Raw genomic sequence first — 26516 nt, 5'->3', positions numbered from 1 at the left:
GCCTCACCGTGCGTATCGCAGTCACCGGCTCCATCGCCACCGACCACCTCATGACCTTCCCCGGCCGCTTCGCCGACCAGTTGGTCGCGGACCAGTTGCACACGGTCTCCCTGTCCTTCCTCGTCGACAACCTCGATGTGCGCAGGGGTGGTGTCGGGGCGAACATCTGCTTCGGCATGGGCCAGCTGGGCACCGGACCGATCCTGGTCGGCGCGGCCGGCTCCGACTTCGACGAGTACCGCGCCTGGCTCGACCGCCACGGCGTGGACACCGGGTCCGTCCGTATCTCCGAGGTCCTGCACACGGCCCGCTTCGTGTGCACGACGGACGCCGACCACAATCAGATCGGCTCCTTCTACACCGGAGCGATGAGCGAGGCCCGCCAGATCGAGCTCAAGTCCGTCGCCGACCGGGTCGGCGGCCTGGACCTCGTACTCATCGGAGCCGACGACCCCGAGGCGATGCTGCGCCACACCGAGGAGTGCCGCACGCGGGGCATTCCGTTCGCCGCGGACTTCTCGCAGCAGATCGCGCGCATGAACGGCGACGAGATCCGGATACTGCTGGACGGCGCCGCGTACCTGTTCTCCAACGAGTACGAGAAGGGCCTCATCGAGTCCAAGACCGGCTGGAGCGACGAGGAGATCCTCGGCAAGGTCGGCCGCCGGGTCACCACCCTCGGCTCCCGCGGGGTGCGCATCGAGGCCGCCGGCGAGGAGCCGATCGAGGTCGGCTGCCCGGAGGAGGACGCCAAGGTCGACCCGACGGGCGTCGGCGACGCGTTCCGCGCGGGCTTCCTGTCCGGCCTGTCGTGGGGCGTGGGCCACGAGCGTGCGGCGCAGGTGGGCTGCATGCTGGCGACGCTGGTGATCGAGACGCTGGGTACGCAGGAGTACACACTGCGGCGGGCGCACTTCATGGACCGCTTCACGAAGGCGTACGGCCACGAGGCGGCGTCGGAAGTCCGCGTCCACCTGTCCTGACCCGGGACACGAACGGCGGACGGATCGACGGAGTCGATCCGTCCGCCGTTCGTTGACACCGAGGGGACGGGCGTCACCGCACCCGCCGCACCACGTACACACCCTTCTCCCTCTCCCCCGCGTACTCCTGCCCCGTCATGTCGCACCACGCCGGGATGTCCAGCCGCGCCGCCTCGTCGTCCGACAGCACCGTCACCGTCCCGCCCACAGGGACATCACCGATCACCTTCGCCAGCTCGATCACCGGGATCGGACACCGTTTCCCCAGCGCGTCCACGACGAGCGATGTGCCCGAGCCGGGCGCCGACGTCCCGCCGGCCGGCGCACCCAGGCGCTCGCGCACCTGCGCCACCACCCCCGGCAGCACCTCCAGGAACCGGTCCACATCGGACGCCTGCGTGCCCAGGGGGAGCGACACCCGGACGTTCCCCTCGGACAGCACCCCCATCGCCCGCAGCACATGGCTCGGCGTCAGCGTGCTGCTCGTGCACGAGGAGCCGGACGACACCGAGAAGCCTGCCCGGTCCAGTTCGTGCAGCAGTGTCTCTCCGTCGACATAGAGACAGGAGAAGGTCACCAGATGGGGGAGGCGCCGTTCCGGGTCACCCACCACCTCCACATCGGGGACCAGCTCGGGCACCCGCGTACGGATCCTGTCCACGAGGCCCCGCAGCGCCGCGGCCCCCTCGGCGGCCTCCGCCCGCACCGCCCGCAGGGACGCCGCCGCCGCCACCACCGCCGGGAGGTTCTGGAAGCCCGGTGACCGCCCCGACTCCCGCTCGTCCGCCGGACCTTGCGGGGCGAACCGCACCCCCTTGCGCACGGCCAGCAGCCCGACGCCCGCCGGCCCACCCCACTTGTGCGCACTCGCGGCCAGCAGCGACCAGCCACCCTCCACCGGACCCCACGCCAGCGACTGCGCCGCGTCGACGAGCAGCGGCACCCCCGCGTCCCGGCACGCCTCCCCGACCGCGCCCACCGGCTGCTCGGTGCCCACCTCGTGGTTCGCGGACTGGAGGCACGCCAGCGCGGTGTCCGGACCGAGCGCGCCGGCGAACTCCGCGGCGGACACCGCCCCGAGCCGGTCCACCCCCACCTCTGTCACCGTCCCGCCGGCCGCTTCCCATGCGGCCGCCGAATGCAGTACGGCGGAGTGTTCGACGGCCGAGACCACCAGACCGCGGCCGACACGCCGACGTCCCGCGAGTGCGCCGGAGATCCCGGAGTGCAGTGCGTGCGTCCCCGAAGGAGTGAAGACGAGTTCGTCGGGGCGGCAGCCGACGGCCTCCGCGGCGGCCTCCCTGGCGGCGTCCAGCAGCAGCCGGGCGCGCCGCCCCTCGCGGTAGAGGCGGGCCGGGTCGGCCCAGCCCTCGTCGAGCGCGGCCTGCAGGGCCTGACGTGCGACCGGGTGCAGGGGAGCGGAGGATGCGGTGTCGAAGTAGGGCACGCCTCCACGCTAGCGCCGGGCAGGAGAGGGTGCGTCAGATGGCCCCGGAGCGGGGTATTCCGGACCTCCCGGAGGTGTCCTCCGAAGGGCACGGCACTCCTTCAGGGGGTCGGACGGCGCGTTGGGCACCCTCCCCGCGCGACCCCAAATAGCGTCCAGTAGGGTTTGGTCCGCATAAACATCCAAACCCCTGCCCGCGTCAGGGCCGGCGACCGACCAGCGAGACGGCCGCAGCCGGCCGCGCGGGCCGAGACTCTCGGGAAGGCGCTACGTGAGTCCCAACGGCTCCGACCGCTCGTCGCGGCGCCCGATGCGGCGGAAGCTGCCGCAGGTGCTGACTGCGGGCCTGATCCTGGCTACCGCCTCCGGTTGCTCATACAACTGGGAGGATTTCCCCCGCCTCGGAATGCCCACCCCGGTCACGGAGGAGGCGCCACGGATCCTCTCCCTCTGGCAGGGCTCGTGGGCGGCAGCGCTCGTCACGGGCGTGCTGGTGTGGGGCCTGATCCTGTGGAGCATCATCTTCCACCGGCGTACCCGCACCAAGGTGGAGGTCCCTCCGCAGACCCGGTACAACATGCCCATCGAGGCCCTGTACACCGTGGTCCCGATCATCATCGTTTCGGTGTTCTTCTACTTCACCGCGCGTGATGAGTCGAAGCTCCTCGCGCTCTCCGAAAAGCCCGCACACACCATCAATGTGGTCGGCTACCAGTGGAGCTGGGGCTTCAACTACCTCGAGGACGTGGACGGCAACCCCGCCACCGGTGACGCTCAGGTCCAGAAGGAACTGAACGCGATTCCGGACAAGTACAACAATGACTTCCCCAAGGGTGCCGAGGGCGTCTACGAGGCAGGCATCCCCGGAGACCGGAACCCCCAGACGGGCAACCCGGGTCCGACTCTGGTGCTGCCGAAGGGCGAGAAGGTCCGGTTCATCCTGACCTCCCGTGACGTCATCCACTCCTTCTGGGTGGTCCCCTTCCTGTTCAAGCAGGACGTCATCCCCGGTCACACCAATGTCTTCGAGGTGACGCCGAACCGGGAGGGCACCTTCTTCGGGAAGTGCGCCGAGCTCTGCGGTGTCGACCACTCCCGGATGCTCTTCAACGTCAAGGTGGTCTCCCCGGAGCGCTACCAGCAGTACCTGAAGGAGCTTGCCGAGAAGGGGCAGACCGGCTTCATCCCGTCGGGCATTGAGCAGACGGACCCGGCCAGGAATGCGGAGAAGAACCAACTGTGAGCATCCTCAACGAACCCCAGGGTGCCGCCGCAGCAGCTGACGACTCGTACGAGAACGAGCTGCCGGTACGGCGCAAGCAGCCCGGCACTGTCGTGGTGAAGTGGCTTACCACCACCGACCACAAGACCATCGGTACGCTCTACCTGGTCACGTCGTTCTTCTTCTTCTGCATCGGCGGACTGATGGCGCTCTTCATGCGCGCCGAACTGGCCCGTCCCGGCACGCAGATCATGTCGAACGAGCAGTTCAACCAGGCGTTCACGATGCACGGCACGATCATGCTGCTGATGTTCGCGACGCCGCTGTTCGCCGGTTTCGCGAACTGGATCATGCCGCTGCAGATCGGCGCGCCCGACGTGGCGTTCCCGCGGCTGAACATGTTCGCGTACTGGCTGTACCTCTTCGGCTCGCTGATCGCGGTGGCCGGCTTCCTCACCCCGAACGGTGCGGCCGACTTCGGCTGGTTCGCCTACTCCCCGCTGTCGGACGCGGTCCGCTCGCCGGGCGTCGGCGCCGACATGTGGATCATGGGTCTGGCCTTCTCCGGCTTCGGCACGATCCTCGGCTCGGTCAACTTCATCACCACGATCATCTGCATGCGCGCTCCCGGCATGACGATGTTCCGGATGCCGATCTTCGTCTGGAACGTGCTGCTGACCGGTGTGCTGGTCCTGCTGGCCTTCCCGGTCCTGGCCGCCGCGCTCTTCGCGCTGGAGGCCGACCGCAAGTTCGGGGCGCACATCTTCGACGCCTCCAACGGCGGCGCGTTGCTGTGGCAACACCTCTTCTGGTTCTTCGGCCATCCAGAGGTGTACATCATCGCCCTGCCGTTCTTCGGCATCGTCTCGGAGATCATTCCGGTCTTCTCCCGCAAGCCGATGTTCGGTTACATCGGTCTGGTGGGCGCGACCATCGCGATCGCCGGCCTGTCCGTGACGGTGTGGGCCCACCACATGTACGTCACAGGCGGCGTGCTGTTGCCGTTCTTCTCGTTCATGACCTTCCTGATCGCGGTACCGACCGGTGTGAAGTTCTTCAACTGGATCGGCACCATGTGGAAGGGATCACTGTCCTTCGAGACACCGATGCTCTGGACGATCGGCTTCCTGGTCACCTTCACCTTCGGTGGTCTGACGGGCGTCATCCTGGCCTCGCCGCCGCTGGACTTCCACGTCTCCGACTCGTACTTCGTCGTCGCGCACTTCCACTACGTCGTCTTCGGCACCGTGGTCTTCGCGATGTTCGCCGGATTCCACTTCTGGTGGCCGAAGTTCACGGGCAAGATGCTGGACGAGCGGCTCGGCAAGATCACGTTCTGGACGCTGTTCATCGGCTTCCACGGCACATTCCTGGTGCAGCACTGGCTGGGTGCCGAGGGCATGCCGCGCCGGTACGCGGACTACCTCGCGGCCGACGGCTTCACCGCGCTGAACACGATCTCGACGATCAGCTCGTTCCTGCTCGGTATGTCGGTCCTGCCGTTCATGTACAACGTCTGGAAGACGGCGAAGTACGGCAAGAAGATCGAGGTCGACGACCCGTGGGGCTACGGCCGTTCGCTCGAATGGGCTACGTCCTGCCCGCCGCCCCGGCACAACTTCCTCACCCTGCCCCGGATCCGCAGTGAATCTCCCGCGTTCGATCTGCACCACCCGGAGATCGCGGCTCTCGACCAGCTCGAGCACGGCGGCATTCCTGCCGGTGTGACGGCCGGTGGCAAGGAGGAGAGCAAGTGAAGATCCAGGGCAAGATGTTCCTCTGGCTGAGCGTCTTCATCCTGGCCATGGCCGTCCTGTACGGCGTGTGGTCGAAGGAGCCGGCCGGTACCACCGCGCTCTTCCTGGCCTTCGGCCTGAGCATCATGATCGGCTACTACCTGGCCTTCACGGCCAGGCGGGTGGACGCCATGGCCCAGGACGACAAGCAGGCCGACGTGGCCGACGAGGCCGGCGAGGTGGGCTTCTTCTCCCCGCACAGCTGGCAGCCGCTGTCCCTGGCGATCGGTGGCGGACTCGCCTTCCTCGGTATCGCGATCGGTTGGTGGCTGCTGTACTTCTCGATCCCGGTGATCCTGATCGGCCTCTTCGGCTGGGTGTTCGAGTACTACCGCGGTGAGGGTCAGAACCAATAACACCACTGCACAGCAGAGCGGGCCGGGCCCGGATCCCCTTCACTCCAAGAAGGTGGATCCGGGCCCCTCGTTTGGAGTCTTTCAGCGCGCCGCGGCTGACAAGCCTTCATAGCGTGTGCTTATGAACCACACGCCGCACTTCCGTACCGTCTTCAGCTGCATTCTGCTGGTCGTGACCCTCGGCGCGGTCGCGACGGCGTGCGGCGAACCCGACGCCCACCCCCTGTCCGCGCAGCCCTACGACGCCGCGCGGCAGATCAGTTTCAACACCGAGGCCGGCAGCAGCAAGGTCGACCCGGACAAGCCGCTCGAGGTCACGACCAAGCGTGACAGCGGCCGCATCACGGACGTCACCGTCACCGACGACGCCGGGCACTACCTCGCCGGTGAACTCGCCGCGGACGGCGTCCGGTGGCGCTCCACCGCCCCCCTCGCGGCCGGTGCCCGCTACACCCTGCGGGTCTCCACGGAGGACGAGGACGGCGCCCCCGGTATCCGTGTCCTCAACTTCGACACGACACCGGCCAAACGGTTCCTGACCGCCGAGTTCGGCCCGGAGGCGGGCACGTACGGCGTCGGGCAGCCGGTCACGGCGAAGCTCAGCATGGCCGTCAAGGACAAGAAGGCCCGGCGCGTCGTCGAACGCGCGCTGAAGGTCAACTCCAAGCCCTCGGTGGAGGGCTCCTGGTACTGGGTGGACGACAAGACGCTCCACTACCGCCCGATGGAGTACTGGCCCGCCGGGGCGAGAGTCAGCGCCAGCAGCAACCTGCAGGGCGTCAAGGTCGCCGGAAAGCTCTACGGCGGCCGCTCCAAGCCGCTGAAGCTGTCCATCGGCGACCGCATCGAGGCGATCACCGACGCCGGCGCGCACTCCATGGTCGTCATGCGCAACGGAGAAGTGATCAACACCATTCCGGTGACCACCGGCAAGCCCGGCTTCGACACTCGCAACGGCATCAAGGTCGTACTCGCCAAGGAGTCGTTCGTGCGCATGCGAGGCACGAGCATCGGCATCGCCGAGGGCAGCTCCGAGTCCTACGACCTGCCGGTCTACTGGGCCACGCGCGTCACCTGGAGTGGCGAATACGTGCACGCGGCCCCTTGGTCCGTGGGCTCGCAGGGAGCGGCGAACGTCAGCCACGGCTGCACCGGGATGTCCACGGACAACGCCGCGTGGTTCTTCAAGACCGTCCAGCAGGGCGACATCGTCAAGGTCGTCAACAGCTACGGCGACATGATGACGCCGTTCGGCAACGGCTTCGGCGACTGGAACCTGTCCTGGGACAAGTGGCGCAAGGGCAGCGCGCTCGCCGACGGCCCGGCCGAGGACAGCGGCGCCATCGCCGTGGCCGCCCGGCTCCGGCCGCAGGTCTGAGGCCCGGTCCTCCCCCCGGGGGCGTGCCTCCGGGGGAGGAGGCCTCCGCGGCGCGCCCGGGACGCCCGGCGACTTCCCCGGGGGCCGTTACGCGTCGATGGAGAGCCTGCCGCGCAGGAGGGCGGCCAGGGCCTCGGCGAACTCCACCGGCTCCACCGGCAGCGTCACCGCCGACTCGGCGCGGCTCCAGGTGGCGAGCCAGGCGTCCTGCGGGCGGCCCATGAGCAGCAGGACGGGCGGGCAGTCGAAGATCTCGTCCTTGATCTGCCGGCACACGCCCATACCGCCCGCCGGCACGGTCTCCCCGTCCAGCACGCAGACGTCGATCCCGCCCTCGTCAAGGGCCTTGAGTACGGCGGGCAGCGTCGCGCACTCCAGGAACCGCACCGGCGGGACGTCCGCGGCCGGCCTGCGACCCGTTGCCAACCTGACCTGCTCGCGGGTATTGGCATCGTCGCTGTAGACCAGGACCGTGGCGCTCGACTGCATGGTTCCTCCGCCTCGTACGAACAGAGCTTGTGGCGCGGATGCTACTCCTCCCGACTGGCTGTCAACACCGGTTCGGACAGGCCTTCGATGGGCCGTTCGGGCTGGACAGGAGCTGCTGACACACCGAACGGCACCCCCCGGAGTGAGGGCGGGATAAGCGACCGACATAATGTCGGTCGTGGCGACAGCAACGACAGTAGAAACCGGGCACGCGCACCCGTCGGTCAATCGGCCGAACCTCACCAGCGTCGGAACCATCATCTGGTTGAGTTCCGAGCTGATGTTCTTCGCGGCCCTCTTCGCGATGTACTTCACCCTGCGATCGGTGACGGGTCCCGATTTCTGGCAGGAGCAAGCCGATACGCTGAACTTCCCGTTCTCGGCGACGAACACCACGATCCTGGTGCTCTCCTCCCTCACCTGCCAGCTCGGCGTCTTCGCCGCCGAGCGGGGCGATGTGAAGAAGCTCCGCTCGTGGTTCATCATCACGTTCGTGATGGGTGCGATCTTCATCGGTGGCCAGGTCTTCGAGTACACCGAGCTGGTCAAGCACGAGGGGCTCTCCCTCTCGTCGAACCCGTACGGCTCGGTGTTCTACCTGACCACCGGCTTCCACGGTCTGCACGTGACGGGCGGTCTCATCGCCTTCCTGCTGGTTCTCGGCAGGACGTACGCGGCCAAGAGATTCACCCACGAGCAGGCAACCGCCGCCATCGTCGTGTCCTACTACTGGCACTTCGTCGATGTCGTCTGGATCGGCCTCTTCGCCACGATCTACATGATCAAGTAACCGGCGCGGGCGGCCCGCAGCGAGCGGGAGCCGCCTGAAGCAGACATAGTCCAGAAGCACCGACGCAGAAGATCCTGACACCGGGGTAATCCGTGAAAAAGCTCTCCGCACGACGACGCCATCCGCTGGCGGCGGTCGTCGTCCTACTCCTCGCGCTGGCGGCCACTGGGGGGCTGTACGCCGCGTTCGCACCCGCGGACAAGGCGCAGGCCGATGAAACCGCCCAGTCCCTCGCCATCAAGGAGGGGCAGAAGCTCTACACCGTGGGCTGCGCAAGCTGCCACGGAACCGGCGGTCAGGGCACCTCCGACGGCCCCTCCCTGGTCGGCGTCGGCTCCGCCGCGGTCGACTTCCAGGTCGGCACCGGACGTATGCCGGCCCAGCAGCCCGGCGCCCAGGTGCCGAAGAAGAAGGTCATCTACTCCCAGAAGGAGATCGACCAGCTCGCGGCGTACGTCGCCTCCCTCGGTGCCGGTCCGATCGTTCCGACCGAGGAGCAGTTCGACCCGGCCGAGGCGGACATCGCCAAGGGTGGCGACCTGTTCCGCACCAACTGCGCCCAGTGCCACAACTTCACCGGTGAGGGCGGCGCCCTGACCGACGGCAAGTACGCACCGAGCCTGGACGGCGTGAGCGCGAAGCATCTCTACGAGGCCATGCAGACCGGCCCGCAGAACATGCCGTCGTTCCCCGACTCCACGCTGCCCGAGCAGCAGAAGCGGGACATCATCGCGTACGTCAAGTCCGTGAACAGCGACGAGACGCCCACTCCCGGCGGGTTCGCCCTCGGCGGCCTCGGCCCCGTGAGTGAGGGTCTGTTCGGCTGGATCTTCGGTCTGGGCTCGCTGATCGCTGTTGCCGTCTGGGTTGCGGCCCACACCGCTAAGGCCAAGAAGTCATGAGTAGCCAAGAGAATTCAGAAGAGAACCTGCCGGTAGAGCAGGGCACCGCGCATGACGCGGCTCACGGCGGCGGCACTGCTGTCGCACAGCGTGACGAGGACCCGCTCGCCGATCCGGGACTGCCGGCCCACAAGCCGCGCGTCCAGGACATCGACGAGCGTGCGGCCAGGCGCTCCGAGCGCACCGTCGCCTTCCTGTTCACGCTGTCGATGCTGGCCACGGTCGGCTTCATCGCCTCGTTCGTGATCTTCGATGTCAGCAAGATCATCTACGTCTGGCCGCTCGGTCACATCAGCGCGCTCAACTTCTCGCTGGGTCTGACCCTGGGTATCGCGCTCTTCTGCATCGGCGCGGGCGCCGTCCACTGGGCGCGCACCCTGATGTCCGATGTCGAGGTCGCCGACGACCGGCACCCGATCCAGGCGGAGCCCGAGGTCAAGGCCAAGGTCATGGCCGACTTCGCGGACGGTGCGCGGGAGTCCGCCATCGGCCGGCGCAAGCTCATCCGCAACACGATGTTCGGCGCGCTGGCCATGGTGCCGCTCTCCGGCGTCGTGCTGCTGCGCGAGCTGGGCCCGCTGCCCGAGGACAAGCTCCGCCACACCCTGTGGTCCAAGGGCAAGCAGCTCATCAACATGAACACGAATGAGCCGCTGCGTCCCGAGGACATCGCGGTCGGGTCGCTGACCTTCGCCATGCCCGAGGGCCTGGAGGAGAGCAACCACGAGTTCAACAACGAGATCGCCAAGGCCGCCCTGATGATCGTCCGCATCCAGCCGGAGGACATCAAGGACAAGCGCGAGCTCGAGTGGTCGGTCGACGGAATCGTCGCCTACTCGAAGATCTGCACCCACGTCGGCTGCCCGATCAGCCTGTACGAGCAGCAGACGCACCACGTCCTCTGCCCGTGCCACCAGTCCACCTTCGACCTCTCCGACGGCGCCCGCGTCATCTTCGGCCCGGCCGGTCACCCGCTTCCGCAGCTGCAGATCGGTGTGAACGCCGAGGGCAATCTCGAAGCGCTCGGCGACTTCCAAGAGCCTGTCGGTCCTGCCTTCTGGGAGCGCGGATGAGTACCACGGCAACAGACGCCAAGAAGAAGGCACCCGCCGGCGAGAAAGTCGCCGACTGGGCCGACGGCCGGCTCGGGATCTACTCCCTGGCCAAGGCCAACATGCGGAAGATCTTCCCGGACCACTGGTCCTTCATGCTGGGCGAGATCTGCCTCTACAGCTTCATCATCATCATCCTCACGGGTGTGTATCTGACGCTGTTCTTCCAGCCCAGCATGGCCGAGATCGAGTACCACGGCTCGTACGTGCCGATGCAGGGCATCCGTATGACCCAGGCGTACGCCTCGACCCTGGACATCAGCTTCGACGTCCGCGGTGGTCTGCTCATCCGGCAGATCCACCACTGGGCCGCGCTGATCTTCCTCGCGGGCATGTTCGTGCACATGATGCGCGTGTTCTTCACGGGCGCGTTCCGCAAGCCGCGTGAGATCAACTGGCTGTTCGGCTTCCTGCTGTTCGTCCTCGGCATGTTCACCGGGTTCACCGGTTACTCGCTCCCGGACGACCTGCTCTCCGGCACCGGTGTCCGCTTCACGCAGGGCGCGATCCTGTCCACGCCGATCGTCGGCACGTACATCTCGATGTTCCTGTTCGGCGGGGAGTTCCCCGGCCACGACATGGTGGCCCGGTTCTACTCGATCCACATCCTGCTGCTGCCGGGCATCATGCTCGGTCTCGTGGTGGCCCACCTGATCCTGGTCTTCTACCACAAGCACACGCAGTTCGCGGGCCCCGGCAAGACGAACAAGAACGTCGTCGGCATGCCGCTGCTGCCGGTGTACATGGCCAAGGCCGGAGGCTTCTTCTTCCTGGTCTTCGGTGTCATCGCGATCATCGCCGGCCTGTTCACGATCAACCCGGTGTGGGCGCTCGGTCCCTACCGACCGGACCAGGTGTCCACCGGCGCCCAGCCCGACTGGTACATGGGCTTCGCCGAGGGTCTGATCCGTGTGATGCCGGGCTGGGAGATCAACCTGTGGGGTCACACGCTCGTCCTGGGTGTGTTCATCCCGCTGGTCATCTTCGGTGTGGTCCTCGCGGCGATCGCCGTCTACCCGTTCATCGAGTCCTGGATCACCGGCGACAAGCGCGAGCACCACATCCTGGACCGCCCGCGCAACGCGCCGACGCGTACCGCGCTGGGTGTCGCCTGGGTCGTTGGCTACGTGATCATGCTGCTCGGTGGCGGAAACGACATCTTCGCGACGCACTTCCACCTGTCGATCAATGCGATCACCTGGTTCGTCCGCATCACGTACTTCGTCGGACCGGTCCTCGCGTTCATCATCACCAAGCGGATCTGCCTGGGTCTGCAGCGTCGCGACAAGGAGAAGGTGCTGCACGGGCGGGAGTCCGGCATCATCAAGCGCCTGCCGCACGGTGAGTTCGTCGAGATCCACGAGCCGCTCTCGCAGGCCGACCGGTACAAGCTCACCGCACACGAGCAGTACACGCCGGCCGAGATCGGCCCGGCGGTCGACGAGAACGGTGTCCGCCGCAAGATCGGCCGCATGGAGAAGCTGCGCGTCAAGCTCAACAAGGGCTACTACGGCGAGGACAACCAGATCGCCAAGCCCACCACCGAGGAGTACAAGGAGATCACCAGCGGCCACGGCCACCACTGATCGCCTGACCTGAAGGTCGCCACAGCCGAGGGCCCCGTCCATTCGTTGGACGGGGCCCTTCGCCGTAACCGGGGCTGGATAGGGTGGAGACATCTCTGTCGGCACGTGGACCCAGGAGTGGACCATGAACGTTGTGACCCCTGAAGGCGGCGACAGCGTGGCGGCCTACTCCTGGCCGAGCGTGCTGAATTCCCTCCTCGACAACCGTGACCAGAGCGCGGACGCCACCGCGTGGGCCATGGACCGCATCCTCAGCGGCGAAGCGACCCACGCGCAGATCGCCGGCTTCGTGGTCGCGCTGCGTGCCAAGGGCGAGACGGTCGAGGAGATCTCCGGTCTGGTCCGGACGATGTACGCGCACGCCAAGCTGATCGAGGTACCCGGCCCCAGCGTCGACATCGTCGGCACGGGCGGAGACGGGGCCAAGACGGTGAACATCTCCACCATGTCCGCCATCGTCGTGGCGGGTACGGGCGCGAAGGTGGTCAAGCACGGCAACCGCGCCGCGTCCTCCGCGAGCGGTGCGTCCGACGTTCTGGAGAAGCTCGGCGTCAATCTGGAGCTGACCCCGCAGCAGGTGGTACAGGTCGCCGAGCAGGCGGGCATCACCTTCTGCTTCGCGGTCAAGTTCCATCCCGCGCTGCGGCACGTCGCCGTTGCCCGCAAGGAGCTGGGCATCCGCACCGTGTTCAACTTCCTCGGCCCGCTGACCAATCCGGCCAAGGTCAAGGCGCAGGCGACCGGTGTCGCCGACGCGCGGATGGCGCCGATCGTGGCCGGGGTGCTCGCCGAGCGAGGCTCCTCCGCCCTCGTCTTCCGCGGCGACGACGGACTGGACGAACTGACGACCACCGCGACCTCCCGGGTGTGGCGCGTCCGGGACGGGGAGGTGCGCGAGGAGGCGTTCGACCCGCGGGACATCGGCATCGACCTGGTGCCCGTCGAGGCGCTGCGCGGCGCGGACGCCTCGTACAACGCGGACGTCGCGCGCCGGCTGCTGGCCGGCGAGACCGGGCCCGTACGGGACGCGGTTCTCCTCAACTCCGCCGCCGCGCTGGTGGCGCTGGAGCCGACGGACGGCACGCTGAACGAGCAGCTTGCAGCCGGTGTGGCGCGAGCTGCGCAGTCCATCGACTCGGGCGCGGCCCGGGCCGCGCTGGAACGCTGGGTGGCCGCGAGCAACTCGTAGCCGCGGGGCGGGGCGCGGTCCGGATACTGGACCGCGCCCTTGCGCAGTGCGAGACGTATGGCAAGATGCTTCCCAAGGTCATGAGTGACAGCGATTACGGCCCCGGCCCGCTGTCCGGCAACCCTCCGTCCGTGGCGGGGTGCCCCGGGTGAAGACCAGGCCGCAGGCAGCGAGGTCTGTGGCAAGCGCGGACCCCCGCGGCATCGTCGAATGCCGCGTCCCTGGGGTCCTGGTCCTCAAGGGAGCAGTCTCGTGAGCAAGCGAATGCGATAGGGCGTTTCCGCCCCTTCTTCCGTACACCTCCGCGCGGTCACTCCCGTGCGTCGAGGCCTTCCCCGTACCTCCGTTACGGGTTCGTCGAAGCCAACTCGCCTTTTCCTGCCGGGAGATACCGCCATGTCCGTGTGCCCTGACACCACCACTGCCTCCGCCGTCGCCAGCCCGTCCCCCACCGCGGCAGCCACCGCCGCTGTGACTGCCGCCGGCACCGTCGCTGTCGATGGCGAGCCCTGCTGCGCCGCCCCGCTGCCCGTTCTCGGCCGGGACGTCACCGTCCCGCTCGTCACCGGCGGCGAGGTCACCTACGCCGCCCTCGACTACGCGGCCAGCGCCCCGGCCCTGCAGCGCGTCTGGGACGACGTCGCCGCCTACGCGCCGTACTACGGCAGCGTGCACCGCGGTGCCGGCTACCTCTCCCAGCTGTCCACCGACCTGTTCGAGAACAGCCGCGTGGCGGTCCACGAGTTCCTGGACTGCAGGGACGACGACCAGGTCGTCTTCACCCGCTCCACCACCGACTCGCTGAACCTGCTCGCCGCCGCGCTGCCCGCCGAATGCCAGGTCTTCGTCTTCGAGACCGAGCACCACGCCTCGCTGCTGCCGTGGGGCGGCACCCGCGTGACCTACCTCAACGCACCCCGCACCCCCGACGACGCCGTACGGACGCTGGAGCACGCGCTCGCCGGCCGCGAGCCGTACGGACCGGCCCTGGTCTGCGTGACCGGCGCGTCGAACGTCACCGGTGAGCTGTGGCCGGTCAAGGAGTTGGCCGCGGCAGCGCACGCCCACGGTGCCCGCATCGTCCTCGACGCCGCCCAGCTGGCGCCCCACCACCCCGTGTCCGTGAAGGAGTTGGACGTCGACTGGGTCGCCTTCTCGGGGCACAAGCTGTACGCGCCGTTCGGCTCCGGTGTGCTCGCCGGCCGTGCGGACTGGCTGACGGACGCCGAGCCGTACCTCGCGGGCGGCGGCGCCTCGCGCAAGGTCGCACGGCGCGCCGACGGAGGCGTGGACGTCGAATGGCACACCACGGCCGCCCGCCACGAGGCCGGTTCGCCGAACGTCATCGGCGTCTACTCGATCGCGTCGGCGTGCAAGGCGCTGACCGACGCCGGTTTCGACGCGCTGGTCGCCCGCGAGCAGCACCTGATCGCGAAGGTCCGAGAGGGCCTGGCGGCGGTGCCCGAGGTCCGCGTGCTGTCCCTCTTCGGCGACGACGCACCGCGGGTGGGCGTCATCTCCTTCGTGGTGGAGGGCTGGAACAGCTCGCACTTCGCGGCGGCGCTCTCGGCCGAGTACGGGATCGGCGTACGGGACGGTCTGTTCTGCGCGCACCCGCTGGTGCGCACGCTGCTGGGCAGCGACCCGCAGGACGCGGGCGAGTGCGGGGCGCCGGAAGCGGAGCCGGGGGAGCGCTCGCTGAACGCGATCCGCGTCAGCTTCGGGGCGGGTACGCCGGACGAGCACGTGGAGCGCTTCGTGGCGGCGGTGGGGGAGCTGGTGCGGGAGGGCGCGAAGTGGGCGTACCGCACGGAGGACGGCCGCTGCGTCCCTGCGGTGTGACGGGGCTTCGCCCCGTGGGCCCTAGCAGGCTGGCGGCCCCGTGCCCGTGCCCCCCTGCCCAGGGGGTGGTTTGTGCGGGTGCCGGGGCCTCCGGGAGGGGGGTGCCCGGACTGCTTTCCCGTACTTGCCGGTCCCCTGCTCACGACGCCTTACGTCCGGGCACCCCCCTCCTGCGACCCCGTCCCCCTCACGCCGGATTCGACCGTTGCGGCCGGTGGTCGCCCCACGGGCAGGAGTGGCTCCCCGTAGGTGGGTGCGGTGCTCTCCGGGCGGGAGGGAGACGGCCGGGGCCGGGAAGGGGGACGCGCAGGGGCGTGTTCGGGACGTAAGGCGTCGTGAGTCTGGAGTGGCGCAAGTAAGGGAAAGCAGTCCCGGACATGCCCCCGGAGCGGCACCCGGACGCCGAACCACACGAACCCGGCCACGCCCGAGGACCGACGCCGAACGCCCACGGCCCGGGCCACGCTCGGCAGCGTGAACCCGGTCCGCCGCCCGCCCGAGGGCTACGCGTCGAGGCCGATCGCGAACGCCGCCTCCAGGTCGTGCTGCGAGTACGTACGGAACGCGACATGCGTGTCCGTCCCCTCCACGCCCTGGATCTTGCTGATCCGGCCGGGGATCACGTCCGCCAGGTCGTCGTGCTTGGCCACGCGGACCATCGCGATCAGGTCGTAGGTGCCGGTCACGGAGAAGACCTCGCTGACGCTGTCCAGCGCCGCGATCGACTCGGCGATCTCGGGGATGCGGTCCACGCTGGTCTTGATGAGCACGATCGCGGTGATCACGGTTGGCGTTCTCCCTCGGTGGCCGCTGCAGATGCCTTCACTCTAGTCCCACGTCCGAAGCGGCCCCACGCGTAGAGGAAGCCCACCGAGAACCCCGAGAGGTGCGCCAGATAGGCCACGCCCGGACCGCTGTCCGCGTTCCGGGCCGCCAGCCACTGCAGGACGAACCAGAAGATCAGCACCATCCAGGCCGGGAAGCGCAGCGGCAGGAAGAAGAGGAACGGGAACAGGCTGGTGACCCGTGCTCTGGGGAACAGGTACAGGAACGCGCCCAGCACCGCGGAGATCGCCCCCGAGGCGCCGACCAGCGTCTGCCCCGAGGCAGCGTTGGCCACCGCGTATGCGAGAAGGGCCAGGTATCCGGCGCCCAGGTAGAACAGGGCGAACTCCACGCGCCCCATACGCTCTTCGGCCATCGTGCCGAAGACGTAGAGGAAGAGCATGTTCCCCAGCAGATGCAGCCAACTGCCGTGGACGAACAGGGCGGTGAGCGGGGTCAGCAGGGCGCGCGCCGACTTGCCCATGAGTTCGTCGGGGATGACGCCCCAGCGTTCGAAGTAGGCCGTCTGCGCTGCCAGCAGGTCGGGGGCGGGGTTGAGTCCGGAGACGGGGCTGACCACGAAGACCGCACAGCAGAGCGCGATCAGGGTGTAGGTGACCCGCGGTCCCTTCGACGCGCTGTGGACCCTTTTCCTGGCCGTGCTCCACCGACTGATCATGGACAGAGCATGGCGTAGTGGGACCGACCGGTGCAGAGTGCCTCGCCGCGGCCACGCGTACCCGTGAGGCCGTAGGGTTACAGGCAGTACATCCGCAGTTCGACGGCGCACCGCGGCACCCGCATCCCGCACGACGAAAGAGGACGGCACGATGACGACGGTTCCCTCGCCGACCGCCGAGACCAGGTGGCGCTGCACGCTCTGCGGCAACCTCACACGCTTCGACGTCACCCGCTCTTCCAAGGTCGTCGAGTACGTGCATCTGGACCTCGCCGGTGAGCCGAACGTGGAGGAGCGCGAGGTGGTCAGTGAGACCATCGAGTCGGTCCGCTGTCGCTGGTGCAACGCGGTGGACCAGATCGAGCTGGTGGACAGGCCGGGCGCCGGTTCCTGAAGAGAGCGGCCCGCATGGATGGTAGGGGTGACGGATCGTGGAGCAGCCCGCGAGTGGCGCAGAGCCGGCCGGTACGGCCGGTGACGCTGCCGAGGCGCTCGACCGCCCGCTGCCCGAAGGCGTGCGGCGCCGGGTCGTCGCCCTGGTCTCGGATGCGTTCGGCGGCCTGACCGTCGCCGAACTTCCGCCCCAGTTGCGGCAGTACGCCCGTTTCACCCCCAGTCGGCGGGCCAAGTTCGCCGGTAATGCCATGGCCGCGGCGCTGGAAGGCGACCCGGTCTTCCGCCAGCGCATCGGCGAGCGGATCGGCACTGCGCAGCCGGACCTCGCCCGTGCGCTGGAGTCGGGGTCGCCGCCCGCCGCCGCCGACCCGGTGGACGTGGCGGCCGCCGCCTATGTGCTGCGTCCCGCCGGATGGGTGAAACTTGTCGCCGCCGCGGGTGAGGAGGCCCTCCGTGTGGACGCCGAGCGCGCCGACGAGGCGGGCCGGCGCGAGCTGGAGCGGCTGCGCGAGGAGCTTGCCGAGGCGCGTGGTCAGATCAAGGCCGAGACCGAGCGGCTGAGGGTCGAGCTGGACGGTGCCCGCAAGGAGAGCGAGTCGCTCGGCCGCAAGCTGCGCAGCGCCCAGGCCGATGTGAAGCGCGGTGAGGCCGCCCTGCGCCGCACGACGACCGAGATCGACGCGATCAGGGCCCAGGCGGCCGCTCAGGTGTCCGCGGCCGAGAGCGAGAGCCGCCGCCTCAAGGCGCGGCTCGGCGAGGCCGAGGCGGCGGTGGAGGCCGGACGGCGCGCCGCCCGCGAGGGGCGGTCGATCGAGGACATGCGGCTGCGGCTCCTGCTGGACACCGTGCTGGACGCGGCCCAGGGCTTGCGCCGCGAGCTGGCCCTGCCGCCCGCGGGGATCCACCCTGCTGACACGGTCGACGCGGTCGAGCCGGGGCGGATGTCGCCGAAGGACATCGCGGCCCGTGCTCTGTCGGAGACCGACCCGGCGCTGTTGGACCAGCTGCTGGCGCTGCCGCAGGCGCATCTCGTCGTCGACGGCTACAACGTCACCAAGACCGGCTATCCGACGATGCCGCTGGAGAAGCAGCGCCTGCGCCTTCTCGGCGGGCTGTCGATGCTGGCCGCGCAGACCGGTGCCGAGGTCACCTGTGTCTTCGACGGTGCCGAACTGGCCGCGCCCGTGCTGCTGGCGCCGCCGCGCGGGGTGCGGGTGCTGTTCTCCAAGCCCGGTGTGACCGCCGACGAGCTGATCCGTCAGCTGGTGCGTGCGGAGCCCGTGGGCCGCCCGGTGGTGGTCGTCTCGACCGACCGGGAAGTGGCCGACGGGGTGGCGAAGGCGGGTGCCCGCCCGGTCGCGTCCGCCTTGTTGCTGAAGCGGCTTTCGCGCGTCTCGTAACTCCCGCCACAAATGCCCGATTTCGTATCGTCCCGGCTGGGACGGTGCGTCAAGTGGCCATTACTACGTGTGTGATGTGAGTAAAGAATGCGCTCCGCGGGAGAAATTTTTCCGATGAGGATTTGAACTGATCACAAGAAGGTCACTAGGGTCGGGCCTCGAACCTTCGCGCGGTTGATCGCCCATCCGGGGCGACAGCGAAGGAACCGCCGAGTTCGTACAGTTCGACCCTTTTTTCCCCGGGGGACCCGACGTACGGACGCCGGGGATTCAACCCCCCACAGCCCGGTAGGCGGCTCGAGGAAGAAGGAGCTCGCCTTCGTGGCGTCCCACCGTCGTCCCAAGCAGCCGAGCCGCACCCGCGTGACCGTGCTCACCGCGACCGCCGCCGCGGCCGTCGCCCTGACCGCCCAGACCGCTCAGGCCGACCCGAAGCCGAGCAAGAGCGAGGTCAAGGAGAAGGTCGACAAGCTCTACGAAGAGGCGGAACAGGCCACCGAGAAGTACAACGGGGCCAAGGAGAAGCAGGAGAAGCTCGACGACCAGATCGATGCGCTGCAGGACAAGGTGGCGCGCGGTCAGGAAGAGCTCAACACCCTGCGGGACAGCCTCGGTTCGGTCGCCAGCGCCCAGTACCGCTCGGGCGGCATCGACCCCTCGCTGCAGCTCTTCCTCTCGGGCGACCCGGACACCTACCTCGACAAGGCCTCCGCGCTGGACCAGCTCGGTGCCAAGCAGACCGAGGCGATCCAGGACATCCAGGCCAAGCAGCGCACCCTCGCGCAGCAGCGCCAGGAGGCCCAGGGCAAGCTCACCGACCTCGCCGACACGCGCAAGGAGCTGGGCGAGAAGAAGAAGGAAGTCCAGGGCAAGCTCGCCTCCGCGCAGAAGCTGCTGAACTCCCTCACCGCTGCCGAGCGTGCCACGCTCGCCGCCGACGACTCCCGCGCCAACCGCGCCAGTTCGCGCGCGGACCTGGGCAACGCCGTCCCCGCCTCGCAGCGCGCCGCCGCCGCGTTCGCCGCCGCCCAGTCGAAGATCGGCTCGCCGTACGTCTACGGCGCCTCCGGCCCGAGCTCGTTCGACTGCTCCGGCCTCACCTCCTGGGCGTACGCGCAGGCCGGTGTCTCCATCCCGCGCACCTCGCAGTCGCAGGCCAGCGCGGGCACCCGTATCTCCTCGCAGAGCGCGCTCCAGCAGGGCGACCTGGTCATCTTCTACGGCGACATGCACCATGTCGGCTTCTACGCCGGCAACGGTCAGGTGCTGCACGCCCCGAAGCCGGGTGCGAGCGTGCGCTACGAGTCGATCAACAACATGCCGTTCATGTTCGGCGTACGTATCTGACGAATCGTTCGGCGGGCTTTCACACCCGCCCGAACGGGGGAATTCCGTCATATCCCGCTGATGCTGCGCCCCGCCGGTGACCTGTGGTCTCCGGCGGGGCGTCACTTTGTGTGCCCGCAACGGTCGTTGGCCGCTGTGCGGTCGCACGGTTACTCTCTGCCGCGCAACGTCACCAGATCCTCGAATTCTGCGAAGTGTGCGGAAGGGAGCGCGGCACGTGGTGTCCCACCGCCGACCCTCACAACCCGGTCTCACTCAGAGCGCCCGTGTCACCGTCCTCACCGCCGCGGCCGCCACAGCGGCCGCCGCACTGGGCGCGGCACCGGCGAGCGCGGACCCCCGGGACCCCGCGGACTCCACCCGAGCCAAGGTCGACCGTCTCTACGAGGAGGCCGAGCGGGCCACCGAGCGTTTCCACAAGGCGGGTGAGAACGTCGAGCTGCTGCGCGAGCGGGTGGCGAACGCGCAGGACAGCGTCGCCCGCGGGCAGGAACGCATCAACCGGATGCGGGCGGCGCTCGGCACGGTCGCGGGCGCGCAGTACCGCTCCGGTGGCGTGGACCCGGAGCTTGAGTTGTTCCTCTCCGCCGATCCCGACACGTATCTCGAACGGGCCGCCGTCCTCGACCGCATCGGCGAACGCCAGTCGTCGGCGTTGGAGGAGCTGCAGCGCGAGCAGCGCGACATCGGCCAGGAGCGCGCCGAGGCCACCCGTGACCTCACCGAACTGGAGCGCAACCGCTCGGCCGTGGCCCGGCACAAGCGCAGCGTGGAGCGCAAGCTGTCCGAGGCGCGTCGGCTGCTGAACGCCCTGCCGGACGACGAGCGTGCCGCGTACGACCGGGCCTCTCGCTCCGGCCGCGACGGCGCCGTGCCCGACCTGGCCGGCATGGCACAGGGCTCCGCCCACGCGGCAGCGGCAGCCATGGCGGCCCGCGGCGTGGTCGGCCGCCCCTACGTCTGGGGCGCCAACGGGCCGTCCGGCTTCGACTGTTCGGGCCTGGTGCAGTGGTCCTACGCGCAGGCCGGGGTTGGCCTGCCGCGCACCTCGCAGGCCCAGGCGAACGCGGGCCGCCGTATCGCGCTGTCCGAGGCGCGGCCGGGTGACATCGTCACGTACCGGGGCGATGCGAGCCACGTCGGCATGTACATGGGCAACGGCCAGGTGGTCCACGCGCCGTATCCGGGGGCGGCGGTGCGCTACGACCCGGTGGGCATGATGCCGATCCACGCGGTGACGAGGGTCTAGCGTCCGGACAGGAGCTGGTCGCGGGGCGTTCCCGTCCCCGCCCCGGCCCCGTGCGAGGCGCAGTACCGAGCCGCTTCCCGCCACTGTTTCGTACCATCGCGGAGTGGCAGGTCACAGGCGCGCGCAGCGCACGGCGGGGCTCGGGGTCGCCGTGCTGATCGCGGCATCCGGGTGCACGGTCCCCGACAGGGCGGTCGACCCCACCGTGGTGGAGATCCAGCGCATGCTGGACGACCGGGCCGCCGCCGTCGTCGACCACGACCGCGCCGGCTACCTCGCCGCGCTGGAGCCCGGCGCGGCCGGGCTGCGCACACGGCAGGGCAAGGAGTTCGACAACCTCGCCGACGTGCCGTTCGAATCGTGGGAGTACCGCATCAAGGGCGTGCGCCACCGGGGCGCCGAAGCCGTCGCGGACACCGAGCTGCGCTACCGCATCGACGGCTACGACAGTGCCCCGGTGACCGCCTCGCGCACCCTGGAACTCGCCGAGCGGGACGGCCGCTGGTACGTGACCGCCGACCGCGCCGGCACCGGCGCACCTCAGCTGCTGTGGCAGCAGGGCGACGTGACGGCGGTACGGGGCAGCCACAGCCTGGTCCTCGGTGTCGGCCAGGACGGGAAACGGTTGCGCGAGCTCGCGGCCGCCACCGACCGGGCCGTGCCCGCCGTCCTGGACGCCTGGCCGTCGAAGTGGGCCGGCCGCGTGGTCGTCCTGGTGCCGCCGTCCGTGGAGTCCATGGGCCGGCTGCTGGGCGCCCCGGCGGCCGGCTACCGCTCAGTCGCGGCCGTCACGACGGGCGAGACCGGCGGCAAGGGGGACGCGCCCGCGGACCGGGTGATCGTCAACCCCGAGGCGTACGGACTGCTCGGCGCCTTCGGGCAGGAGATCGTGCTGGCGCACGAGACCACTCATGTGGCGACCCGCGCCCACACCTCCGCCGCCACCCCGATGTGGCTCTCCGAGGGGTTCGCCGACTGGGTCGCGTACCGCGGCACGGGCCGCACCGCCGAGGAGACCGCGCCCGAGCTGCGGGACGCCGTCCGCGCCGGTGACGTGCCCGGTGCGCTGCCCGACGACGAGGGCTTCGCCTTCGGAGGGGACGCGGCGGGGCTGGCACGGGCCTACGAGGGCGGCCGGCTGGCGTGCGAGCTGATCGCCGAACGCTGGGGGGAGGACAGTCTCACCGCGTTCTACCGGTCCGTCGGCGAGGGCGAGCACCGCGACGGCGCCGTGGAGCGGGCGCTGGGTGAGGTGCTGGGCATCACTCCGGACGAGTTCACCGCACTGTGGCGGGACCATCTGCACGAACGTCTGGGCTGACGGCCGCGCCCGGGCGGGCCGTCACCGTGCCTCGCCACAGCCGTCGGCAGGCGACGAGGGTCGCGGCGACGAGCAGTCCGTTGCGCAGGACGAGCAGAGCGACACCGAGGCCGTCGCTCGCCACCACATGCGCGAACCACACGGGAAACTCCAGCACGGTGACCGCGGCGGCGCCCAGCGTCAGCAGGGCCGGGCGCACCATCCGGCTGTCCGCGCGCACCAGGCACACCGCGGCTAGTCCCACCAGCCACACCAGGTACTGCGGGCTGATCACCCGGCTCGTGGTGGTGAACAGCAGCACCGCGGCGAACGCCGCGTCCGCGGGGGTACCGGGCCTCGCCGTGCGCGCCCGCAGCCGCCACACCACCAGCCAGCACAGGGCGGCGGCGCTGAGGCCCAGCGACAGCAGGCTGACGAGCCGGACGTACGGGCCGACGAACTCGACCGAGCCGTAGTTCAGCAGCACCTCCCCCCGCCAACCGGCGTGTCGGGCCAGATGGAAGACGAGTGCTCCCAGCGACTCGACCTCCGTGCCGCGGTCGCGCTGGGCGGTGAGGAAGGCCAGGGCGCCCGGCATGGCGGCGGTGAACGCCAGGGTCAGCGCCCCGCACGTGAGCAGGGCCGCGGTCCACGAGCGCCGGGTGGCCCTGCCGCGCGGGACCCCCACGAGCAGCAGCGCCGGCCACACCTTGAGCAGTGCTCCGAACCCCGCGAGCGCGCCCAGGGTGCGCGGGCGGCGGACCCCGGCCAGGAGCGCGGCGACGGCGACAGCGGTCACCATCAGGTCGTAGCGGGCGTAGACCGTGGGGCCGAGCAGCGGCACACCCACGACCCACACCCAGGTGCCGCGCCGTGTGCCGCCGCCCCTCTCCGCGTACCGCAGCAGCCCGAGGACGAGCAGGTCGCAGAGGAGGACGAGGACGAAGAAGGCGGGGGAGTACGCGAGGCCCGGGACCAGGCCGGGGGCGAGGATCGCGAGGGCGGCGGCGGGCGGGTACTGCCAGGTGACGTCGGCCGCCGGATACGTACCGGTGCGGAGCACCTCGTACCAGCCCTGGTAGATCACCGAGACGTCGTTGGTGACATCGGGCCCGGGGAACGTGACGGCCTTGAGGACGCACAGCAGCAGTGCCGCACGGGTCAGGACCCACACGGCGAGGGGCACGGCCGTGCCCCTCGTCACCGCCTGCGGCATCCTGTCCCTTTCGCCGGGGAACCGGGCTGCCCATCATGCCGGGCGGGGCTGTGCGGGACGGGGAAGCGCCGTTCGGTACTGTCGGCGGCGATGCACAAGACGCTGATCGTGACGAACGACTTCCCGCCCAGGCCGGGCGGCATCCAGGCCTTCCTGCACAACATGGCGCTGCGGCTGGACCCGGGGCAGCTCGTCGTCTACGCCTCCACCTGGAAGCGCAGCCGCGAGGGCGTGGAGGCGACCGCGGCGTTCGACGCGGAACAGCCGTTCACCGTCGTGCGCGACCGTACGACGATGCTGCTGCCGACCCCGCGGGTCACCCGGCGCGCCACCGAGCTGCTGCGCGAGCACGGCTGCGAGTCGGTGTGGTTCGGTGCGGCGGCGCCGCTCGGCCTCATGGCCCCCGCTCTGCGCAGGGCGGGCGCGCGGCGGCTGGTGGCCACGACGCACGGTCACGAGGCGGGCTGGGCACAGCTGCCCGCGTCCCGGCAGCTGCTGCGCCGGATCGGCGAGGGCACGGACACGATCACCTATCTGGGCGAATACACGCGATCGCGGATAGCGCAGGCACTCACCCCCGAGGCGGCCGACCGCATGGTCCAGCTGCCACCCGGTGTCGACGAGAAGACGTTCCACCCCGGCTCGGGCGGGGACGCGGTCCGCGAGCGGCTCGGCCTCAGCGACCGGCCCGTGGTCGTCTGCGTCTCGCGGCTGGTGCCCCGCAAGGGCCAGGACACGCTGATCCTCGCGATGCCCGCGATCCTGGCGCAGGTGCCGGACGCGGTACTGCTGATCGTGGGTGGTGGCCCGTACGAGAAGGACCTGCGCAAGCTGGCGGCGGAGACCGGGGTGGCGGACGCGGTGCGGTTCACGGGAGCCGTGCCCTGGTCGGAGCTGCCCGCGCACTACGGGGCGGGCGACGTGTTCGCCATGCCCTGCCGGACGCGGCGGGGCGGCCTGGACGTCGAGGGCCTCGGCATCGTCTATCTGGAGGCGTCGGCGACGGGTCTGCCGGTGGTGGCCGGGGACTCGGGCGGCGCACCGGACGCGGTGCTCGACGGGGAGACCGGCTGGGTGGTCCGCGGCGGGGTGCCGGAGGAGTCGGCCGAGCGGATCGTGGCGCTGCTGGGGGATGCCGAACTGCGGCGGCGGATGGGGGAGCGGGGCCGGGCCTGGGTCGAGGAGAAGTGGCGCTGGGACCTGCTCGCGGAGAAGCTGCGGACGCTGCTGTGACGGTCCGCCGGGTGCTCCGCTGAACACTTCCCCGACCTGCGTCAACACTTTTTGACGGTTCATCAGTTCCGGGCATGTGGAACCACTGTGCGGAATCCGGAATTCCGCACATGCTCCGGACATGACACCACATCTGACGCGTCGTCACCTGTTGGGCATAGGTGCCCTGCAGATGGCCTCCGCGCTCGGCTTCACCCGCATCGGTCTCTCCTCGGCATCCGCCGTGGAGCCCCCCGCCGCCGACCGTGCGCCCGCCGTGGTCGTCGGCTCCGGATACGGCGCCGCCGTCGCCGCGCTCCGCCTCGGCGAGGCCGGCATCGACACCCTCGTCCTGGAGATGGGCCGGCTCTGGAACACCCCGGGCCCCGACGGCAAGGTCTTCTGCAGCACGGCCGCCCCCGACCGGCGTTCCATGTGGTTCCGCACCCGCACCGAGGCGCCGCTCGCGACGTTCCTGTGGCTCGACGTCGTCAACAAGGCCATCAGCCCCTACCCCGGTGTGCTCGACCGGGTGCGGTACGACGGCATGTCGGTGTTCGTCGGGCGGGGCGTCGGTGGCGGTTCCCTGGTCAACGGCGGTATGGCCGTGACGCCTTCACGGGAGTACTTCTCCGAGGTGCTGCCCCGGGTGGACGCCGACGCCATGTACGGGACGTGGTTCCCGATGGCCCGCCGGATGCTCGGCGTCAACAGCGTCGACCCCGCGTGGTTCGAGTCGACCGAGTGGTACCGCTTCGCCCGGATCTCCCGCGCCCATGCCGCGAGGGCAGGGCTGCGGACCGTGTTCGTCCCCAACGTCTACGACTTCGGGTACATGCAGCGCGAGGCGAGTGGCCAGGCCGTGAAGTCCGCACTCGCGGGAGAGGTCATCTACGGCAACAACCACGGCAAGCGGAGCGTCGACAAGACATATCTGGCGGCCGCGATCGGCACCGGAAAGGTCACCGTACGCACCCTCAGCCGGGTGCGTGCCGTGCGCCGCGAACCGGACGGCACGTACGTCCTGACCGTCGACACGCTCGACACCGCCGGGCGGGTCACCGGGACCTCGGAGATCGGCTGCGAACGGCTCTTCCTCGGCGCCGGCAGCCTTGGCACGACGGAGATCCTGCTGCGGGCCCGCGACACCGGCACACTGCCCGACCTCGACCCCGAAGTCGGCGCGGGCTGGGGCCACAACGGCAATGTGATGGTCGCCCGCGCCAACCACATCTGGGACACGGTCGGCGCGAACCAGGCGACGATGCCAGCGCTGGGCATCGACGACTGGTCGAACCCGGTGCACCCCGTCTTCGCGGAGATCGCGCCGCTGCCGATGGGCTTCGAGCACTGGATCAGCCTGTATCTGGCGATCACGAAGAACCCGGAGCGGGGCCGCTTCCGCTACGACGCGGCGACGGACTCGGCCCGGCTGGAGTGGGCCCGTTCCCAGAACGAGCCGTCGGTCGCGGCGGTGAAGGCGCTCTTCGACCGCGTCAACCGCGCCAACGGGACGATCTACCGCTACGACCTGTTCGGCGGGAACAGGGTGTTCGCCGACGACTTCACGTACCACCCGCTGGGCGGCTGCGTGCTGGGCCGGGCGACGGACGACTGGGGGCGGGTGAAGGGGTGCACACGGCTGTACGTGGTCGACGGGGCGCTGGTACCGGGATCGCTGGGGGTGAACCCGTTCGTGACGATCACGGCGCTGGCGGAGCGTTGCGTGTCGCGGGTGCTGGCGGAGGACGGGGGGTAGCGCACAACGCCGATGGGGCTGAAGTCGCCTGCAACTTCAGC

23 protein-coding genes and 1 riboswitch are annotated in these 26516 nt (G+C 69.7%); of the genes, 18 read left to right on the top strand and 5 right to left on the bottom strand.

The window, feature by feature from the left end; genetic code table 11:
- The first annotated feature begins 8 nt into the window (after nt 1-8).
- The gene (locus AC067Z_RS01870) at nt 9-983 is read left to right on the top strand and encodes a carbohydrate kinase family protein (RefSeq protein WP_478787430.1); all 975 of its coding nucleotides are present in this window, start codon (nt 9-11) and stop codon (nt 981-983) included.
- Between the two features lie 73 nt (nt 984-1056).
- Here AC067Z_RS01870 and AC067Z_RS01865 read toward each other — a convergent pair whose 3' ends face one another.
- Nucleotides 1057-2430 (bottom strand): aminotransferase class V-fold PLP-dependent enzyme, encoded by a 1374-nt coding sequence (locus AC067Z_RS01865; RefSeq protein ID WP_478787429.1) that lies wholly within the window; start codon nt 2428-2430, stop codon nt 1057-1059.
- A 271-nt stretch (nt 2431-2701) separates the two neighbouring features.
- Here AC067Z_RS01865 and ctaC point away from each other — a divergent pair, with 271 nt between their 5' ends.
- From ctaC to AC067Z_RS01845, 4 genes are all read left to right on the top strand, one after another.
- Nucleotides 2702-3673, top strand: coding sequence for an aa3-type cytochrome oxidase subunit II (ctaC, locus tag AC067Z_RS01860; RefSeq protein ID WP_478787428.1), 972 nt, complete (start codon nt 2702-2704; stop codon nt 3671-3673).
- Nucleotides 3670-5409, top strand: a complete 1740-nt coding sequence (ctaD, locus tag AC067Z_RS01855) for an aa3-type cytochrome oxidase subunit I (RefSeq protein WP_478787427.1) — start codon at nt 3670-3672, stop codon at nt 5407-5409. The genes ctaC and ctaD overlap by 4 nt, the downstream gene beginning before the upstream one ends.
- Nucleotides 5406-5804, top strand: coding sequence for a cytochrome c oxidase subunit 4 (locus AC067Z_RS01850; protein WP_478787426.1), 399 nt, complete (start codon nt 5406-5408; stop codon nt 5802-5804). Before ctaD ends, AC067Z_RS01850 begins: the two co-directional genes overlap by 4 nt.
- Before the next feature lie 121 nt (nt 5805-5925).
- Entirely contained in the window at nt 5926-7182 is a 1257-nt protein-coding gene (locus AC067Z_RS01845) for a L,D-transpeptidase (protein ID WP_478787425.1), read from the top strand.
- Nucleotides 7183-7269: 87 nt separating this feature from the next.
- On the opposite strand, the gene AC067Z_RS01840 is transcribed toward AC067Z_RS01845, so the two are convergent.
- Nucleotides 7270-7671 (bottom strand): hypothetical protein, encoded by a 402-nt coding sequence (locus AC067Z_RS01840; protein WP_478787424.1) that lies wholly within the window; start codon nt 7669-7671, stop codon nt 7270-7272.
- 169 nt (nt 7672-7840) lie between these two features.
- Between AC067Z_RS01840 and ctaE the strand changes: the two genes are divergently transcribed.
- From ctaE to AC067Z_RS01810, 6 genes are all read left to right on the top strand, one after another.
- A complete protein-coding gene (gene ctaE, locus AC067Z_RS01835; RefSeq protein WP_478787423.1) occupies nt 7841-8461 on the top strand; it encodes an aa3-type cytochrome oxidase subunit III in 621 nt (206 codons plus the stop codon).
- Between the two features lie 92 nt (nt 8462-8553).
- On the top strand, nt 8554-9363 hold the full coding sequence (gene qcrC, locus AC067Z_RS01830; protein ID WP_478787422.1) for a cytochrome bc1 complex diheme cytochrome c subunit: 810 nt from the start codon (nt 8554-8556) through the stop codon (nt 9361-9363).
- Complete coding sequence (qcrA, locus tag AC067Z_RS01825) at nt 9360-10436, top strand: cytochrome bc1 complex Rieske iron-sulfur subunit (RefSeq protein ID WP_478787421.1); 1077 nt, start codon at nt 9360-9362, stop codon at nt 10434-10436. Before qcrC ends, qcrA begins: the two co-directional genes overlap by 4 nt.
- Nucleotides 10433-12061: a cytochrome bc1 complex cytochrome b subunit gene (gene qcrB, locus AC067Z_RS01820; RefSeq protein WP_478787420.1), complete on the top strand. Its 1629-nt coding sequence runs from the start codon at nt 10433-10435 to the stop codon at nt 12059-12061. Before qcrA ends, qcrB begins: the two co-directional genes overlap by 4 nt.
- Nucleotides 12062-12185: 124 nt before the next feature.
- On the top strand, nt 12186-13250 hold the full coding sequence (gene trpD, locus AC067Z_RS01815) for an anthranilate phosphoribosyltransferase (protein WP_478787419.1): 1065 nt from the start codon (nt 12186-12188) through the stop codon (nt 13248-13250).
- Nucleotides 13251-13326: 76 nt separating this feature from the next.
- Nucleotides 13327-13444, top strand: a riboswitch (SAM riboswitch).
- A 202-nt stretch (nt 13445-13646) separates the two neighbouring features.
- Nucleotides 13647-15092: an aminotransferase class V-fold PLP-dependent enzyme gene (locus AC067Z_RS01810; protein WP_478787418.1), complete on the top strand. Its 1446-nt coding sequence runs from the start codon at nt 13647-13649 to the stop codon at nt 15090-15092.
- 503 nt (nt 15093-15595) lie between these two features.
- Here AC067Z_RS01810 and AC067Z_RS01805 read toward each other — a convergent pair.
- Nucleotides 15596-15877 (bottom strand): Lrp/AsnC family transcriptional regulator, encoded by a 282-nt coding sequence (locus tag AC067Z_RS01805; RefSeq protein ID WP_266543481.1) that lies wholly within the window; start codon nt 15875-15877, stop codon nt 15596-15598.
- Nucleotides 15874-16596 carry a rhomboid family intramembrane serine protease gene (locus AC067Z_RS01800; RefSeq protein ID WP_478787417.1) on the bottom strand — a complete coding sequence of 241 codons (723 nt, stop codon included), beginning with the start codon at nt 16594-16596 and terminating at the stop codon, nt 15874-15876. Before AC067Z_RS01800 ends, AC067Z_RS01805 begins: the two co-directional genes overlap by 4 nt.
- A gap of 151 nt (nt 16597-16747) precedes the next feature.
- On the opposite strand from AC067Z_RS01800, the gene AC067Z_RS01795 reads away from it, so the two are divergent.
- The 5 genes from AC067Z_RS01795 (at nt 16748) to AC067Z_RS01775 (ending at nt 22309) form a co-directional block, all read left to right on the top strand.
- Entirely contained in the window at nt 16748-16990 is a 243-nt protein-coding gene (locus tag AC067Z_RS01795; RefSeq protein ID WP_478787416.1) for a hypothetical protein, read from the top strand.
- Nucleotides 16991-17027: 37 nt separating this feature from the next.
- Complete coding sequence (locus AC067Z_RS01790; protein ID WP_478787415.1) at nt 17028-18392, top strand: NYN domain-containing protein; 1365 nt, start codon at nt 17028-17030, stop codon at nt 18390-18392.
- Between the two features lie 321 nt (nt 18393-18713).
- Complete coding sequence (locus tag AC067Z_RS01785; protein WP_478787414.1) at nt 18714-19739, top strand: C40 family peptidase; 1026 nt, start codon at nt 18714-18716, stop codon at nt 19737-19739.
- 217 nt (nt 19740-19956) lie between these two features.
- Complete coding sequence (locus AC067Z_RS01780; RefSeq protein ID WP_478787413.1) at nt 19957-20988, top strand: C40 family peptidase; 1032 nt, start codon at nt 19957-19959, stop codon at nt 20986-20988.
- Between the two features lie 103 nt (nt 20989-21091).
- Nucleotides 21092-22309 carry a hypothetical protein gene (locus AC067Z_RS01775; protein ID WP_478787412.1) on the top strand — a complete coding sequence of 406 codons (1218 nt, stop codon included), beginning with the start codon at nt 21092-21094 and terminating at the stop codon, nt 22307-22309.
- Here the strand turns inward: AC067Z_RS01775 and AC067Z_RS01770 are convergent.
- Nucleotides 22266-23504, bottom strand: coding sequence for a glycosyltransferase 87 family protein (locus AC067Z_RS01770; RefSeq protein ID WP_478787411.1), 1239 nt, complete (start codon nt 23502-23504; stop codon nt 22266-22268). The genes AC067Z_RS01775 and AC067Z_RS01770 overlap by 44 nt on opposite strands.
- Nucleotides 23505-23594: 90 nt before the next feature.
- On the opposite strand from AC067Z_RS01770, the gene AC067Z_RS01765 reads away from it, so the two are divergent.
- Complete coding sequence (locus tag AC067Z_RS01765) at nt 23595-24737, top strand: glycosyltransferase family 4 protein (RefSeq protein ID WP_478787410.1); 1143 nt, start codon at nt 23595-23597, stop codon at nt 24735-24737.
- Nucleotides 24738-24858: 121 nt separating this feature from the next.
- Nucleotides 24859-26475: a GMC oxidoreductase gene (locus AC067Z_RS01760; protein WP_478787409.1), complete on the top strand. Its 1617-nt coding sequence runs from the start codon at nt 24859-24861 to the stop codon at nt 26473-26475.
- Nucleotides 26476-26516 lie beyond the last annotated feature (41 nt).

The organism is Streptomyces sp. NPDC043812 (assembly GCF_056436245.1).
This window is presented reverse-complemented; position numbering and strand designations above follow the sequence as displayed.